This window comes from Anoxybacillus gonensis, assembly GCF_001187595.1.
GTDB classification, from domain to species: Bacteria; Bacillota; Bacilli; order Bacillales; family Anoxybacillaceae; genus Anoxybacillus; species Anoxybacillus gonensis.
Window position 1 is genome coordinate 401,477 of the sequence record NZ_CP012152.1, and the last position, 15,702, is coordinate 417,178.

The window sequence follows — 15,702 nt, forward strand, 5'->3', positions numbered from 1 at the left end:
ATTTTTTACTTCCGGCTTATCGTTATATCCTGCTGTAAAAATCGCAGCCAAGAAGGCGAAAATAACGCCAAGAACAAGAAGCGTTTTCATATGAAATCTCCTCCCTTATGAAGTGACAATAAAATGTCCACGCTTTCATTATAGCTTAATTGTACATTGAGATGAAAGTCATACTTTCACGAATGATTACGGACATCCTTGCATACATATGGTATTAATCATGACGCTAGACATCAAAGGTGGAGGAGGTCCGTGTATGGACATTTTGAAAAAAATACAAAAATATAGAGAAGAAGAACAAAAATTGAAGTGGGAAGGGACATTTGCGGAGTACTTGGAAATCGTAAAAGAAAAGCCGTGGGTAGCTCAGTCTGCTCATTCTCGCGTTTACAATATGATTAAAGATGCAGGGATAGAAGAAATAGATGGAAAGAAAAAATATAACTTTTTTAGCGGCCAATTGTTTGGACTTGAGGAAGCGCTAGAGCGGCTTGTAGAAGAATATTTTCATCCAGCTGCTAAACGTTTAGATGTTCGAAAGCGTATTTTGTTGTTAATGGGACCAGTAAGCGGCGGAAAATCGACGCTTGTGACGATGTTAAAGAGAGGGCTTGAGGCGTACTCATATACGGATCGTGGTGCTGTATATGCCATTAAAGGATGTCCGATGCACGAAGATCCGCTTCATTTAATCCCGCACCATTTGCGCGACGAGTTTTATAAAGAGTATGGTATTCGTATCGAAGGAAATTTGTCGCCATTAAATATGATGCGGCTTGAAAAAGAATATGGTGGTCGCATTGAAGATGTGATGGTCGAACGCATCTTTTTCTCAGAAGATAAGCGTGTTGGAATCGGGACGTTCAGCCCGTCAGATCCGAAGTCGCAAGACATTGCTGATTTAACAGGGAGCATTGATTTTTCTACGATTGCTCAATATGGGTCAGAATCGGATCCGCGCGCATATCGCTTTGATGGGGAGTTAAACAAAGCAAACCGCGGCATTATGGAATTTCAAGAAATGTTAAAGTGCGATGAAAAGTTTTTATGGCATTTGCTTTCTTTAACGCAAGAAGGAAACTTTAAGGCAGGACGTTTTGCGCTTATTAGTGCAGATGAATTGATTGTTGCCCACACGAACGAAACAGAGTATCGTTCGTTTATTGCAAATAAAAAGAACGAGGCGCTTCATTCGCGCATTATCGTTATGCCAATCCCGTATAACTTAAAAGTGTCAGAAGAAGAGCGCATTTATGAAAAAATGATTCGTGAAAGCGATGTGGCGGATGTGCATATTGCCCCACATACGTTGCGGGTGGCGGCGATGTTTACAATTTTAACGCGTTTGAAAGAGCCGAAGCGTGGCGATATTGACCTTGTGAAAAAAATGCGCTTGTATGATGGCGAGCTTGTCGAAGGATTTAATGAAGTCGATGTAGAGGAATTGAAAAAAGAACATCCAGACGAAGGAATGAGCGGTATTGATCCACGCTATGTCATTAATCGCATTTCGTCTTGTATTATTCGAAAAGAAGTGCCGTCCATTAATGCGTTAGATGTATTACGAGCATTGAAGGAAGGATTAGAGCATCACCCGTCTATTTCAAAAGAAGATCGGGAACGTTATTTAAATTTCATTTCGATTGCACGAAAAGAATATGACGAAATTGCAAAGCGTGAAGTGCAAAAAGCGTTCGTTTACTCGTATGAAGAATCGGCGAAAACGTTGATGGACAATTATTTAGATAATGTGGAAGCATACTGCAATAAAGCAAAAATTCGCGATCCGCTAACGGGAGAAGAAATGAATCCAGATGAAAAGTTAATGCGATCGATTGAAGAGCAAATTGGCATTTCGGAAAATGCGAAAAAAGCGTTCCGTGAAGAAATTTTAATTCGTATTTCGGCATATGCGCGCAAAGGTCAGCGTTTTGATTATAATTCACACGAACGGTTGCGCGAAGCGATTCAGAAAAAGCTATTTGCCGATTTAAAAGACATCGTCAAAATTACGACATCAACAAAAACACCGGATGAACAACAACTAAAGAAAATTAATGAAGTTGTCGCTCGTTTAATTGACGAGTACGGTTATAATTCCACTTCGGCAAATGAGCTGCTTCGTTATGTCGGAAGTTTATTAAACAGATAAGCATGCCGCACTTGGCATGCTTTGTTTTATCATCTTAGAAAACAGGCTTGTCCAATGGAAAAGGATTCGAGCAATTTTCGAAATCATTTGTCAATTTTTTTCGATCGCTGCATAGGATAAAGTAACCAACCATTCATTCATTATTTTTCAAAGCCAACATAGTGTATGCGAGGAAAAGGGAAAGTGTGCATCATTATTTTACATTGTAGGAGGGGAAAAAATGAGTAGAAACTTCATTGTGTCAAAGGAAGATTGGTCCCTCCATCGAAAAGGCCACGATGATCAAAAACGGCACGAAGAAAAGGTAAAAGAAGCGATTAAAAATAATCTTGGTGAATTAATTACAGAAGAAAGCATTATTATGTCTAATGGTCGCGATGTCATAAAAATACCGATTCGTTCGTTAGATGAATATAAAATTCGTTATAACTATGACAAAAATAAACATGTCGGCCAAGGCGATGGGGACAGTCAAGTTGGCGATGTGATTGCGCGCGACGGTTCTGGTGATGGTCAAAAAGGACCAGGCAAAGGGCAAGGAGCAGGTGATCTAGCTGGGCAAGACTATTACGAAGCGGAAGTGTCTTTAATGGAGCTAGAGGAAGCTTTGTTTAGTCAATTGGAGCTTCCGGATTTAAAGAAAAAGCAACACGCAGATCATGTTGTTCAACATATCGAATTTAATGATATTCGTCGAACAGGATTAATGGGGAATATTGATAAGAAAAAAACGATGATGGCTGCGTTTAAACGAAATGCATTAAGTGGTAATCCAAGCTTTTATCCAATTTATCCAGAAGATTTAAAATTTAAAACGTGGAATGAAGTCATTAAGCCAGATTCGAAAGCGGTTGTTATTGCGATGATGGATACGAGCGGATCGATGGGCGTATGGGAAAAGTATATGGCTAGAAGTTTCTTCTTTTGGATGACGAGATTTTTGCGCACGAAATATGAAACAGTCGATATTGTTTTTATCGCTCATCATACCGAGGCAAAAATCGTAACGGAAGAAGAATTTTTCACAAAAGGAGAAAGCGGCGGAACCATTTGTTCATCAGCGTATCGCAAAGCGCTAGAAGTGATTGAAACAAAATACTCACCGACAAAATATAATATTTATCCGTTCCATTTTTCCGATGGCGATAATTTAACATCTGATAACGCTCGCTGCGTCAAACTTGTGCAAGAGTTAATGAAAGTATCGAATATGTTTGGATATGGAGAAGTGAATCAGTACAATCGTACACCCTCTACACTTATGAGGGCGTATCAAAATATTAAAGACGAACGCTTTAGTTATTACATTTTAAAGCAAAAATCTGATGTGTTCCAGGCGTTGAAGCATTTCTTCTCGTCACAAAAAAAGGAGGCTGTTGCCTCGCGCTAGATTTTAGGATAAATTTGTATTATGAATTGATCTTTTTTCGTCCATTCTGGTTTCCGCAAGTATGTCGCTTTCTCAAGCACCGACTTGAGAAGGCGGTTTTTCTTTTCGATGTCATCTGTTTTTCGGTATGCTTCTAAAACTTTTTTGACAGCTGGCACATACTCATTAATATTCTTCTCTTTTAATCGTTCTTTTTCAATCTCCTGTTTTAGTTGCTCGATTTCCTCTTGCGTCTGTTTGATGCGTGCTACGATATTTTGCTGTCGTTCTAGGAACACCTCGATTGTGTAAATTCCTCGCTCCAAGAAGTCGTGAAGGTTGTTTTTCTGCACATTCAGTTCTCTCAGTTCTTTTTCTTTTTTCTCAAGCGCTTTTTGTCTGAGTGGAATAACAGATTGTTTTTCCCTTTTCTCAAGCATTTGCTCCTGCACTTCGAACTGGTCAACGAATTCCGCGAGTGATTGCAATATGCGTTCTTCGACAAGAGGGAGCAAAGCGCCTTTCTGTACTCCTTTACATTTAGGGTTTGCACAACGAATGAGAGCATTAGGTCTATCTTTACGCGGCTGATACCACATCGTGTAGCCACAAACCTCGCATTTAAGCAATCCAGCGAGAGGATTGGATAATACCTTACTTTCGACCGTAGACGGCCGCCAACGGGCTGTATGGGCTTTATTCGCTGCTTCCCACAATTCTTTTGATACGAGCGGCTCATGAGCATTTTCTTTCACATGCCAGCGTTCTGACGGCATTTTTTTGCGCTTGTACTTTCCGTTTTGTTTGACGTACTTCACTTTGCCCCAAATGATGTGACCCATATAAACTTCGTTTTTTACAATGGCCGTAATGCTTGAAGGAGACCAAAATTCTCGTTTTTCATCAGGCGGCTTTACACCAAGTTTGTCCAACTCGGCAGCAATCGCTTGGCGACCATGTCCATCTCTCATCATCTCGAATATTTTCACGACTACCCATGCGGTTTCTTTATCAGGATACAGCTTGAGATTTTCGTCGCGAAGATAGCCATATGGCGGTTTTTTTGAAATAGATTTTCCTTCAGCTGCGGAAGCACGGCGACCGCGCTGCATGCGTTTTGTGATTGTTTTTAGTTCCTCGCGAGCAACAAGAGATTTAATTCCAAACACCAATTCCCATGTTTCTGATTCGGGATCATACACCTCTGTTGGTGTGATAATTTTTGTACCAGAGTAGCGGAATGCGCGGTCTAAAATCCCTTGATCGAGCATATCACCGCGGCCAAGACGGTCAATGTCCATGACCAGCACAGCATCGGCAACGCCCGATTCGACTTCCCGTAGCAATTTTTGAATTTCCGGACGTTCTGCAATTGACTCGCCAGAAACAACTTCCTCAAAGATGTCGATGATGTTATGTTCTTCTTTTCGCACCACGGCAAGCAGCGTATCACGATGGCGTTGTAGCGTGTCATATGATGCGCCTGTTTCGGCTGCCTTTTTCTCTTCTTCGATGTCTTTTCTGCTTTTGCGGAGGTATATAAAGACATCGAGGTTGGTTGGTCTGTACATAAAAATCACCTCTACACTATTGTAAAACCAACCGTACACATATACAAATACCTAATGTTATTGATAAGCAAATGTGCGATTTTGAATTTGTGTTAAACGTTCTTCGCATAACTTTGGTGTCACCTTAAACATGTGAGCCATTTGCTCGATTATGTATCGTTCATTCCAATCGACGAACTCAAGCATATGATATGGAATGGCTGCGTATTTCGTGAAAAGCTTCGCATCACGTTCTTGCAGTTCTCGGAACGCCTCTGGCATCATGCTCTGCACGCCGACATGGCGGAGAATATGGCAAAGCTCATGAAAGAAAGCTTCGCGCTTCTCTTCTTCCGACAATCGGGAATCGACAACGATGCAGCGGAATCGCCCGAAAACTTGATGTGTAGACGGAAACGGCTTTTCACGCAAGAAAATATTCATCCGTCGCGCTATGTATTCAATATCAATGTGTGAAGGATGGAAGATACCGAGTCTTTTATAAAAGTTCGTTACCCAGTCCTCAAGTGCGGTTGTGTAGTAATGACATAATTGCATAAAATCCCCTCCTTAGAGGAAATTATACGAACAAATGTTTGTTTAGGCAAGAAAAAGAAAAAGCCTTTGCAATAAAAGGCTTTAGGCGGTAAGTTCCGACAGTATAGATTCTCTATTTGACCAAAGAATAGGACTGATGTCATAACTTTCAAAAGCATGGATTACTTCTGTATCAATATTACGATCTGTATCATTTAAAAAAACAAATAGTTGTGATGAATGTTTTCTTGTTTCTTTTGTGTCACTCCAAGCGAAAATTAGGTTTTGAGTTTTATCTCTAGTTGGGTTATTTAAGGTTTGGATAATTCGATCTACAGGTTTCTTTTTGGATTTTGGAACAAGAAAATGGAATTTATGACTATAACCTGTTTTGCCGATAAAAGATACATTGTCTGTGTATCTTACATCATTTTCATATAGAAATGATTCAACTTCCTCAAAAAAGATAGAAACAATGTTAGAACGCAAAACCATAAACATATCGTTTACGGCTAACATAGCTTGTAAAAGCATATGCTTTTTCTGCGGAAAGTCGTTTAAGGTTGCTATGGTATATAATTCATCAGTCTTAGGAGAATATTTAACACCAAAGCCATTAATAATGGTATTAAATATTTCCTTTCTTTTGTTTGAAGAGTTTAATTCAAAGCCCATCATCATTAGATCAGATAGGATATAGGCATCATCTGTTAATTTTAATTTTCCGTCCTCTTGAGGTATCACATATATTTGCAAGTGATCATTATGTCGATCCATTAATGGAGAAGTGATTTCGATAATGCCACTATCCAAATCTTTCATATTCAGTTTTTGGTTTAGCCATTCTAAATAGGCATTTTTCAACTGGTTGGCCAGTGGCATTATACGAACCCTCCTTGAAAATCAAATTCAGATATATTTTCAATACGATTGTATCGCAAAAAGTCCATTAATACCATAAGTAAATCTTGAGGATTTGTTGCAATGTGCTCTTCGAGCGGGAAAGCCCATTTGTCACCAAAGCCTTCTCTATAGATATGTATGTGCGGACAAGGAATTTCAGTACCGTCTGGGTTAGTATGTGGTTGACCATCGATGTCTATTCTTATGAGAGGAATGTTCTTTTTATATCTTGTCTGATAGGTACATTTCGTTATTTTTATACTGCCTTTTCGGTTAATATCTATGATGAACTTTTCTGTTTCGTCATTAGATTGAACATCTAGTGTTAAGTATTGACCAGGTTCCGGAAAAGTAATCAGGTTTTCTGTAGAAATAATTTGTTTAATCATGTCTAATAACCGATTTGCCTCTTGTTGACTCAACATTTTTATTCTCCTCCTAAAAAAGGACGCCACGGTTGTTAAATGGCGCCAGTTACGTTTTTATTTTTTAAAATTCCGTTTATATAGCGGCATTCCTGTGACTTGGCTCATGGTTACCGTATCTTATCGACTTAGGCTTTCCATGAATTCACCCGATTTTCAATCACAAATTTCTTTGTGAAGGGGCGGAGGAATCTGTTTATGATGTCAAATGTCATCGTTCACAAGCTATGCCATCATCATCCCGATCCATCTTCTTTTTGTATTTGTTATATAGTTCTGGGGATACGAAAGGTTTGAACTTCGTTTTTCCGCCTTTATTTTTTACTTTTGCAGATAAAGCAACACCGCCAGGGTACTTGGAGTTAAGTTCCTTACAATTTCCGAAAGACTCCCCACGAGATTGCGAACGTGCAGCGTTTGAACTCGATGACTTTACTACAGATGACTTAGCTTTCGAACTAGTTTTTTCTCAGCTTCAGCAATGTCGGATGTAGAAAAACTGAACACGAGCGCTGAGCAAAGAAAAAAGGTTAGTAAGCGTGTCATGAAACATTTCTCCTTTTAATATGGCTTTATTAACAAAAAGACACCTTAGTCGATATTCAATCTTAGGTGTCTTTTCGTGTTGGCTGTGAGTAATATCAGTTGAATTATTTATTAAGGACTATCTTCAAGTCTTTATATCCATACTTATTAAACAAATACAGAAGTTCTTGACCGTTAATTAGAGTGATGGGCTTGTCTTTAACGAATTCAAGTGCATCTTTGCCGAAATTGCTTGTTGTTACCAAGATTCCTTTCGTTGCCCCTTCGTGAAGCATTGTGCCGTAAAGGTCACGAACGGCTGATACGGGAACTGTATTGTTATAGCGCTTAGCTTGGATAACAAATTTCCCGCCTTTTATAGGATCAGGGTCGAAGGCGATAGCATCAACGCCACCATCCCTGCTTGCTTGTGTAACTTTTACTTCTGCACCATCTTCGTTAAACATTTTTTCGAATAATTGTCTAACTAAGTGCTCAAAATCTTCCCAGTGCATAGTTGCTAAGTTTTGGTTGGAATGTAGGTTAGACAGAATGTCTTTTGATTCCACAAATCTGTTATCTTCTCTGTCGATATCTAAAATTGGTTTAACTGGCGTTAAAAAGGCGAGTTTTCCAGCAAACAGACCTTTTAAGTTTTGGATACACTTTTTATAATCTACTCGCTCAAGGTTAATACTTTCAAATTCTTTTCGCGAGGCTTGCACAGAAATAATACATGATGAGTTATCGTGTCCAGTAGCTTCGTCAATGTAATCAACCCAACCGTTAAAAACAACAATATCGACATGATCTATATACACGGATTCAAAAATTTCATGAATAGTCCTCAATGTGATCTGATAAATTATCGAGTCATAAAATTCTTCAAACTCTTTCTTTTTCATTTCCCTTGCAACGATTTCTTTTTTGCTTGGTGAATATTTGAATTCGATTGCTTTCGGAACATCGTTAGGAACTGGCAATTTGTAAGAAACGATTACTGTTTTTAGATCCGAGCGGTACTGAACTTCATACTCTTTGTTGATTTCTTCTGGATAAGTTGAGTTTTCTAATACTACATTTATGTATTTTTCAATAGCCTCTACATCGCCAGACTCAAAATTTTTACGCCATTCCTCGATTTCTTGATTATACTCAGCTTGTTTTTTCTCGTACTTTTCCTTTTTGATTAGATAATCTTTATAAGCCTCATCATATTCTATGAGATGTTGATTGTAATCGTCTTGTGCTATTTTCTCTAATCTTTCTCTTTTCTTTCTTAAAAAAGGGAATATGTATTCCACAAAAGATTTTTTTGGAACATTATGCTTTTGAAAAAAGTGTTGAAGATCGTGTTTATCAAATTCAGAAGGGCGAAACGGTTTGGTTTTCTTTTGCTTTTCCCAGTCCAATTTATCGTCTAAATTTAAGGTGTGGTTAAGAATATTTTTGTACTCTTCAATTTTTTTTCGAGCGAGTTCGGTTTCAAATTCAGCCTCGTCTTTCATATCGAGAATAGCGTCTCGTTTTCTTTGTCTTTCTTCTTCGGCCTCCCACTTTGCCAACTGTTCTTCAACTTTTAATTCAAGTTCCCATAAACTTTGAGCTTTAATGGTTTTTACTTTACCAAGATAATCGTTATAAATTGTTTCTTCGTAGTAAAATCTTTTAGCCATCTATTGGTGCTGCCCCCCTTAGTCTTACTTCATTTGATAATTTTTCCATTAGTATGATATAAAAAGCCACCTAAAGTACGTGAATGACGTCTTAGGTGGCTATTCTTTGTTGCTTTTGTTCTTTTCTCTCGCCTTATGTACTACCCATTCAAAATGCTTCACGATCTCTTCGATTTCCTCTTCAGAAAGCTGTTTCCACTTCTCGATATCGAAAAAGCCCATTTGCTCGATGCCATATTCTTTAATGAGTTGATTAATCCTTGCCAGCGTTCCTAATTCCTCATTGTCGCTCCCTGGCGGATTCGGATCATCCGTGCGACCGAGTAGGTAGTCGGTGGTGACGTTGAAAAAATCGGCGAGTTTTTGAAGTGTTTCAGTATCAGGTGTTCGATTCCCATTCTCGTATCCCGATATGGATACTTTTGTGACATTTATTTTTTTTCCTAGTTCTTCTTGGGTGAGTTTTTTTTCTAACCTTAACCTTTTTAAACGGTCACCTAACACATAAAACACCTCTTTCTCGTGTTCATAATAATTATAAGTTAACAAATAGATAACATAAAGAGGAAAGACGTTTTGTTAACTAAATAGAAATTTTTTTATAAAAATACTTGAAAGTTAACAATAGGTTAATTATAATTAAGTTAACTTGATGTTAACAAAGAGAGGTGATAAACGATTGGTTTTGGATAAATTAAAAAGTATTCGTACTGAAAAAGGACTTAGTTGTAAACAAGTTGCCGATTTAGTCGGCATTTCTAAAGAATACTACTGGATGATTGAGAACGGAAAACGGCGATTAAACTATGAGTTGGCTGTGAAAATAGCACAAGTATTCGATACTAGCCCAGACAATATTTTTTTGGGCAGTGAGTTAACCTGTGGTGAACAAAAACTAGCTCCTTGACAACTCAATCCCCATGACATGAAAGGAGGTGAGTAAGATGAGCGCTCTAAACAAATACGTGATTATCGCCCATTTTCATCTCATGTTAAGACAAAACAATTTTAGTGAAGCAGACCTAAAAGAAGCGGTCGATCTGCTTCACAAAGAGCTGTTCCCGGAATTTTGGGCGAAGGCTAACGACAAGTTAGAAAAAGAAGCCACCGCGACAACGACGGCTGAAGTAACAATGCAAGGTAATGTCGCAATAACTTCGGAAGAATTCCAAGCTATATTGGACAAAGCGCCAATTATCGACTTAGACAAAGTGCAAAATAATTTATTTGCTGAGCCAATTAAACCGTATAACGTTTCCAAGGAATTTGGCTCGGATGAATGCTAGCAAGGAATTCCACTATGTCTTTTCTTCCGTGATAAGTCGGAATTCCTCGCGAGTCTTGAGCCATTAAAATAATAGGAATGCCGAACGGAAAATAGCGACTAAAAGCTTCGCGTGCTTCCTCACGTTCAATGGCATTGTTTAGTACATGCCTCTTAACTACAACGATAGCAAAAGTAACACCTTGTTCTTTAACTAATGCACCATCGAATTGCATGTTTTTCACCTCCTCTCTTCGAGTTGATTCGACACGAAGGGAGGAAATTCCTACAAGATTTGAGGTGAAGAAATGTCAACAATTCATCACGATGACCCGCATACACATGAACAAAGGGGGAATGCGGGCATGAAGGAATTCAAATACGGGAACACCACTGTTATTATTCACTCCCCGTTAGTACTTATGAGTGCTGACGAACGAAAAGAATGGTTTCAAAAAGAATGGGAAAAAGGGAATCCAGTATTGAAACAAATCGCAAAAGCAGTGATGGACTGCTATGTTCCAAAAGAGCCAAGCTCTTAATCATAACATAACACAACGTTTAACAATCGATGGTAGAAGGGGGAGAACAGAAAATGAAACGTGGTAGAGCGGCCGATGCGGTGAAAGCGGCTCGGCAGGCGACAGGGATGACACAACAACAGCTTTCATTTGAAATCTATGAATCTCGTGAAGCAGTTTCCCAGCAAGAAAACGGACGGTATCGGGTGCAGCCGAACATATCGAAATATTTTGCCGATAAGCACAACAATCCGTGGGTGGCGCTGGAAGCGGCGGCGGAATATACAGGATGGGGACCGGTGAAGCTCGACGGCGAGGTGGTCGATCTACACCGAGCAAGTGTGGCGATGAAAACAAAAGAGGAACTAACCGAAGCGCTACAAGCAATCGAAAGTGTATGTGTGGCAAATCATCCTCGAGCGATAAGAGATTACGACAAACAGCACTTGGAAGAAGCGATTTTACAAGCGATTGATGCAATTGTAGCGCTTACGCAATACGTTGCGGTGATATGTGTTGATTATGGCTTTTCTTGGTTAAAGATGTGGCAAAAGCATCGTACAAAGTTGCAAACAAAAGGTTTTATTAAGAGATAAGGGAGGGAGCAAAATGGATCATGCGATTGATAGTTTAAAAACGTTTTTGGCAGCCGAATTGGAGTGGTTGCGTGAAGAATGGAGAGACGGAAAAGGAGGATACAAAAAACTTTCTGATTGCCCAAGTTACAAAGCATGCAAAGCATATGTTGATGCAATCAATGTTCTTGTGAAGGCTTACTATCATCCAGAGTACGTGGAGCAATATAAATGTCCATCTGTAAAAGAATTAATTTGAGGAGGAGAGAACAATGAGTTTTTGTTTAACAGCAAGCGAGGTCAGAAAGCTTTGCGCGGAGTTGCGCAATGATCCAGCAATATTGGTGTTAGAAATGGAGTTAAAAAAGGAATGGTACAAAAGAAAAATGGCCAGTGCGCCAACACTAGCCATCGCTCATAAATAATCATCCTTTGACCTAATCATATTCTAGCATAAACGATTCGAGAAAGGAAGGGCAAGCGCATGCTTGCCGATTGGAGTACAAGCAAAAGATATCTCCCATCTTGAAAGTGGGTGTGTCCCCCAGCCCACGAGCTTGTACTTCAATCGGTGCGTATGCACACTAGACCGAGCGAGAGCGGGCGACGATCCGAAAGGGGAGCCGCGCCAAAATACATGTATGGTCATTGCGAAGACGTCTAGTCATTCATTCAGAAGGAGGAAGAGGTTATGCAAGATATGCTCTTTTTGCAAGAAGCGGATTTGTTACAAAAAGCATCGCGGTGCGTCGAATACATACAAGAATCTCTTCAAAACCGCGACTATGAAACGGCGAAAATTGAAATGTCGGAGCTACGCTTTTTATTAGACGAACTGCAAGCAATCGAACAAAAGAAATTACGTCGCGCACAGCTTTTTGAAGTTGTCGCTGACATGAAAAACCGCGGCATCCAAATCGACTTTGTGTCAAGATTGCTGGGGTGATGGTGTGACAAGGGAAGAGAAAAAGCAAATTCGGCTACAAATTTTGAAATTGCTAGATACACAGTGTGCAGGATGTAAAGAACGGCATAGTAGTACACAAAGCACATGTGTAATCAGTTGCCCGATCGGCAAGCGAATGCAACAGCTATCTGTGTTGTTATCGAAAGAAAGCCCTCGCATAAAAAGAGGTAAATGGACCGAAGAGGAAGAGTTTTACCTATGGCAACATAAAGATATTTTCGATGTTCCAGAGCTTGCTGCACGCTTGGAACGAAGTGAATTATCTGTGTATTCAAAGTTGCGACAGCTTGAGAAAAAGAATGTTTTACCTTGTTAGAAAGGAGGTCATGAAGCATCACTACATTGTATGCTTCATGCGTGTAAATATGCTATTTGAAGTAGAGTTCGCAGCAAAGAAGAACGGCTATTTCGAAACGATCCACACGGCACTCATTCACGCGCTCACTGTGTCCGAGTGCCGCCAAATCGCGTTAGAAATAGCCGATCAGCTAGGAAAAGGTGATATACAGGTTTTTATTTCAGACTTCTAGGTTTTATCATGCCACAACATACACTATTTTGCAAGGTTTTGCAAGGGAGGAAGGGGATATACATGGCAAGACTTCTTTTGGATGAAGAGCCGTTAGTGATTTTACCGTCACTAGCGGCTACGATCGGCTTAAATGAAAGCATCGTGTTACAACAGTTGCACTACTGGCTTGAGCGCAGCAATCACATTCACGAAGGGCATAAGTGGGTATATAACACATACGAGGAATGGCAAGAGCAATTCCCATTCTGGTCGGAAAGCACGATTCGCCGCATTATCACAAAACTTGAAAAGCAAGGGCTCATTATTGCAGGCAATTTCAATCGCTCCAAGATCGACAAAACGAAGTGGTATCGGATCGACTATGACAAATTGGCGCAATTAGAAAATCCAGTCTATGAAGTGAGTGTTCAAGGTGAACAAACGACTGTTCAAAATGACACCTCGACTGCTCAAAATGAACAGACGACTGACGAAATCGACAGTCCATCTGGTCAAAATGAACAGTCCATCTGTTCAAATTGGACAGACGAGGCGCTCAATTTGAACAGACCAATACCAGAGAATACTACAGAGATTACTACAGAGAAAAAAGAAGAAGTAGAAGAAGACGAGCGCGTGCGCGAAGAGAATCCGTTCACTTTTTTCGAACAAAACGGCTTTGGTGCAATCGGAAGCTACATAAGCGAAAAAATTTCAACATGGATCGACGACACATCCGAAGCGCTAGTTTTAGAAGCGATGAAAATTGCAGTAGAAAATGGCGTCAAGACATGGAAGTACGTTGAAACCATTTTGCGCGACTGGGTAGACAAGGGATATCAAACGGTTGAACAAGTGCAGGCAGCGCAAAAAGCATTTAAAGAGCAGCAAGCAAAGAAACGCAACGGCTCTAGCACGAATGGGAAAAAAGCTGTTCGAACGGAGATCGTTCCAGACTGGCTTAACACCGATTATTCGCAATATGAACAAAAAGCCGAGACGGATCAAGAAGCGCTCGAACGCAAACGGCGTGAGTTAGAAGAGCGACTGAAAAAATATCGCAATGATGACTAGGTGAACGCTATGCCGTACCCGATTTGGATTCGGTTGGAGTATCGAAACGACGTTGGGCGAATCGTTGGTTTCACTGGAAGCATTCAATCCGAAACAGCGTTACGTGATGTATTAGAGCGATACGAGATTACTAGAGAACGACTTGTGTCGCTTGAAATCAACGGCAAGCCATATTCGCCGTCAAAACTTGATCGCTTTTTGCGGAGGTGAAGCAGTTGCTTTTGCTCAAACATGTATTGATTCAGCGTCTACGGCGAAAGGGCGTTTTCGTTGCAACAGACGGGCGAGCACTATCAAAACTGACGATCGAAGAAATTCAACGGGAATACGAGCGAGCGGAGGGAGAACGTAATGAACTGGTCAAAAGCAACGCTTAGACAATTATACGTTATCGTGCGATATGAACATTGCCCGATTCGATATAAACAAATGGCGCTAAAAGAGATACAAAAACGATTGGAGGATTTGTGATGAGTCGTAAGTCGCTACATGGCCCAGTTGTCGTCAGTTACCTAACGCCAGAAGAGCTTGAAGCGTACCGAAATCGTCCTCGCAAGAAATATTATGACGAAGACAATCGTCGGCTAATCGACTGGCGATGGCCGCAAAACAGAAAGAAAAGGGGAGCAAAATAATGGATTTATCCAAGCTTTTTGAGATGCAGCGGGAACTGGATGAGAGGATTGAAAAGCAGCATCCAAGGCAACCTGATGACAGAAGAATTTATTCCAAGTTGTTGGCTTTACTCGTAGAGATCGGGGAGCTGGCAAACGAAACTCGTTGCTTTAAATTTTGGAGCAACAAAGGACCTTCATCACGTGAGAAAATTCTTGAAGAAGGCGCGGATGTATTGCATTTTCTTTTGTCGATCGGAAACGAAATTAATGTGAAAACGTCGATTGAAATCATTCCGATCACAAAAACGTCGCTCGATGCACAATTTTTAGCGTTATACGACCAAGCAAGACTAGCGAACATTAAAGAGCAATGGGAATGGACGTTCAATCTCTACGTCGGATTGATGGAAATGCTCGGATTCACTTGGAATGATGTTGAAGAAGCATATATGCGCAAAAATGCAGTCAACCATCACCGCCAAGAAAGTGGGTATTGAGATGGATGCAAAGCATTGGATGGAAGAACTAAACAAGAATCAAATACTTCGCAACGTACAAAAATTGCTCGAAACACAAACCGAAAAGGGAATTGAAAAATACGGAACAACCGTCAACCCAAGTGACTACACATTGGTCGGCTGGCTGGAACACTTGCAGCAGGAAATGATCGATGCCGTCGTCTATTGTGAGGTGCTGAAATTCAAATATGCACACTTAGTTGCGCTTGAGAAGCTAAATTCGGACGTGAATGTTGAATGAAACGTCGTAAGCGGAAAGCCAGATGGTATCTTTTATATCGCAAGGAACATCGTGATGCTGTTTATGTTTATGAGCCATTGCGTAAGTATGAGTTGCAAAGTAGGATTCGACGTGGATGGAAAGTGATAAAAATGTGAGGTGAATCATGCTAAAAGCATTGAAGCAAACACTATTCAGCACGCTATTAGTTATGGCAGCGATTTTAGTAGCTACATGGCTTGAACTAGATGTAAACAGAGTGCTATTGACAATGATTTTGGTTTATTTGCTAAGTCAG

General features: G+C 40.1%; 24 protein-coding genes and 1 pseudogene. 17 read left to right on the top strand and 8 right to left on the bottom strand.

Going from position 1 to position 15,702, the window contains the following annotated elements; genetic code table 11:
* The first annotated feature begins 256 nt into the window (after positions 1-256).
* A complete protein-coding gene (locus AFK25_RS02210; RefSeq protein ID WP_009373577.1) occupies positions 257-2,152 on the top strand; it encodes a PrkA family serine protein kinase in 1,896 nt (631 codons plus the stop codon).
* 220 nt (positions 2,153-2,372) lie between these two features.
* Positions 2,373-3,542 carry a sporulation protein YhbH gene (gene yhbH / locus AFK25_RS02215; protein WP_035064553.1) on the top strand — a complete coding sequence of 390 codons (1,170 nt, stop codon included), beginning with the start codon at positions 2,373-2,375 and terminating at the stop codon, positions 3,540-3,542.
* Here yhbH and AFK25_RS02220 read toward each other — a convergent pair.
* The 7 genes and pseudogenes from AFK25_RS02220 to AFK25_RS02250 form a co-directional block, all read right to left on the bottom strand.
* Entirely contained in the window at positions 3,539-5,092 is a 1,554-nt protein-coding gene (locus AFK25_RS02220) for a recombinase family protein (RefSeq protein ID WP_035064556.1), read from the bottom strand. The genes yhbH and AFK25_RS02220 overlap by 4 nt on opposite strands.
* Before the next feature lie 57 nt (positions 5,093-5,149).
* Positions 5,150-5,629: an ImmA/IrrE family metallo-endopeptidase gene (locus tag AFK25_RS02225; protein ID WP_035064559.1), complete on the bottom strand. Its 480-nt coding sequence runs from the start codon at positions 5,627-5,629 to the stop codon at positions 5,150-5,152.
* A gap of 81 nt (positions 5,630-5,710) precedes the next feature.
* Entirely contained in the window at positions 5,711-6,490 is a 780-nt protein-coding gene (locus AFK25_RS02230; RefSeq protein WP_035064562.1) for a DUF1829 domain-containing protein, read from the bottom strand.
* Entirely contained in the window at positions 6,490-6,936 is a 447-nt protein-coding gene (locus AFK25_RS02235; RefSeq protein ID WP_035064564.1) for a DUF6978 family protein, read from the bottom strand. The genes AFK25_RS02230 and AFK25_RS02235 overlap by 1 nt, the downstream gene beginning before the upstream one ends.
* 211 nt (positions 6,937-7,147) lie before the next feature.
* Positions 7,148-7,318 (bottom strand): annotated as a pseudogene (locus AFK25_RS14695) (excalibur calcium-binding domain-containing protein); the annotation flags it as partial.
* Between the two features lie 268 nt (positions 7,319-7,586).
* Entirely contained in the window at positions 7,587-9,137 is a 1,551-nt protein-coding gene (locus AFK25_RS02245) for a restriction endonuclease (RefSeq protein ID WP_035064570.1), read from the bottom strand.
* Between the two features lie 99 nt (positions 9,138-9,236).
* Positions 9,237-9,641 (bottom strand): helix-turn-helix domain-containing protein, encoded by a 405-nt coding sequence (locus AFK25_RS02250; RefSeq protein ID WP_035064573.1) that lies wholly within the window; start codon positions 9,639-9,641, stop codon positions 9,237-9,239.
* Positions 9,642-9,816: 175 nt separating this feature from the next.
* Between AFK25_RS02250 and AFK25_RS02255 the strand changes: the two genes are divergently transcribed.
* Positions 9,817-10,044 (top strand): helix-turn-helix transcriptional regulator, encoded by a 228-nt coding sequence (locus tag AFK25_RS02255; RefSeq protein ID WP_035064576.1) that lies wholly within the window; start codon positions 9,817-9,819, stop codon positions 10,042-10,044.
* 37 nt (positions 10,045-10,081) lie between these two features.
* Positions 10,082-10,423 (top strand): hypothetical protein, encoded by a 342-nt coding sequence (locus tag AFK25_RS02260; RefSeq protein ID WP_035064579.1) that lies wholly within the window; start codon positions 10,082-10,084, stop codon positions 10,421-10,423.
* Here AFK25_RS02260 and AFK25_RS14700 read toward each other — a convergent pair.
* Complete coding sequence (locus AFK25_RS14700) at positions 10,377-10,637, bottom strand: hypothetical protein (protein WP_081957664.1); 261 nt, start codon at positions 10,635-10,637, stop codon at positions 10,377-10,379. The two genes, AFK25_RS02260 and AFK25_RS14700, sit on opposite strands and share 47 nt — an antisense overlap.
* 129 nt (positions 10,638-10,766) lie before the next feature.
* On the opposite strand from AFK25_RS14700, the gene AFK25_RS15030 reads away from it, so the two are divergent.
* From AFK25_RS15030 to AFK25_RS02305, 13 genes are all read left to right on the top strand, one after another.
* On the top strand, positions 10,767-10,943 hold the full coding sequence (locus AFK25_RS15030; protein ID WP_165551154.1) for a hypothetical protein: 177 nt from the start codon (positions 10,767-10,769) through the stop codon (positions 10,941-10,943).
* Positions 10,944-10,996: 53 nt separating this feature from the next.
* Entirely contained in the window at positions 10,997-11,518 is a 522-nt protein-coding gene (locus AFK25_RS02270) for a helix-turn-helix domain-containing protein (RefSeq protein ID WP_035064583.1), read from the top strand.
* Positions 11,519-11,531: 13 nt separating this feature from the next.
* Positions 11,532-11,756: a hypothetical protein gene (locus AFK25_RS02275; RefSeq protein ID WP_009362114.1), complete on the top strand. Its 225-nt coding sequence runs from the start codon at positions 11,532-11,534 to the stop codon at positions 11,754-11,756.
* 13 nt (positions 11,757-11,769) lie between these two features.
* A complete protein-coding gene (locus AFK25_RS15035) occupies positions 11,770-11,922 on the top strand; it encodes a hypothetical protein (RefSeq protein WP_165569754.1) in 153 nt (50 codons plus the stop codon).
* A 266-nt stretch (positions 11,923-12,188) separates the two neighbouring features.
* Positions 12,189-12,443, top strand: a complete 255-nt coding sequence (locus tag AFK25_RS02280; protein ID WP_035064586.1) for a hypothetical protein — start codon at positions 12,189-12,191, stop codon at positions 12,441-12,443.
* Positions 12,444-12,447: 4 nt separating this feature from the next.
* On the top strand, positions 12,448-12,780 hold the full coding sequence (locus AFK25_RS02285; protein ID WP_035064587.1) for a zinc-finger domain-containing protein: 333 nt from the start codon (positions 12,448-12,450) through the stop codon (positions 12,778-12,780).
* A gap of 10 nt (positions 12,781-12,790) precedes the next feature.
* Positions 12,791-12,994: a hypothetical protein gene (locus AFK25_RS14970; protein ID WP_128713007.1), complete on the top strand. Its 204-nt coding sequence runs from the start codon at positions 12,791-12,793 to the stop codon at positions 12,992-12,994.
* Positions 12,995-13,056: 62 nt separating this feature from the next.
* Positions 13,057-14,049, top strand: coding sequence for a DnaD domain-containing protein (locus AFK25_RS02290; protein ID WP_035064590.1), 993 nt, complete (start codon positions 13,057-13,059; stop codon positions 14,047-14,049).
* 9 nt (positions 14,050-14,058) lie between these two features.
* The gene (locus AFK25_RS02295) at positions 14,059-14,259 is read left to right on the top strand and encodes a hypothetical protein (RefSeq protein WP_019417148.1); all 201 of its coding nucleotides are present in this window, start codon (positions 14,059-14,061) and stop codon (positions 14,257-14,259) included.
* The gene (locus tag AFK25_RS14705) at positions 14,256-14,426 is read left to right on the top strand and encodes a Fur-regulated basic protein FbpA (RefSeq protein WP_240483379.1); all 171 of its coding nucleotides are present in this window, start codon (positions 14,256-14,258) and stop codon (positions 14,424-14,426) included. Before AFK25_RS02295 ends, AFK25_RS14705 begins: the two co-directional genes overlap by 4 nt.
* Before the next feature lie 93 nt (positions 14,427-14,519).
* Positions 14,520-14,684 carry a hypothetical protein gene (locus AFK25_RS15040; RefSeq protein WP_165569755.1) on the top strand — a complete coding sequence of 55 codons (165 nt, stop codon included), beginning with the start codon at positions 14,520-14,522 and terminating at the stop codon, positions 14,682-14,684.
* On the top strand, positions 14,684-15,163 hold the full coding sequence (locus tag AFK25_RS02300) for a dUTP diphosphatase (RefSeq protein ID WP_035064592.1): 480 nt from the start codon (positions 14,684-14,686) through the stop codon (positions 15,161-15,163). Before AFK25_RS15040 ends, AFK25_RS02300 begins: the two co-directional genes overlap by 1 nt.
* A 1-nt stretch (position 15,164) precedes the next feature.
* Positions 15,165-15,425, top strand: coding sequence for a hypothetical protein (locus tag AFK25_RS02305; protein ID WP_035064595.1), 261 nt, complete (start codon positions 15,165-15,167; stop codon positions 15,423-15,425).
* The last annotated feature ends 277 nt before the right edge of the window (positions 15,426-15,702 follow it).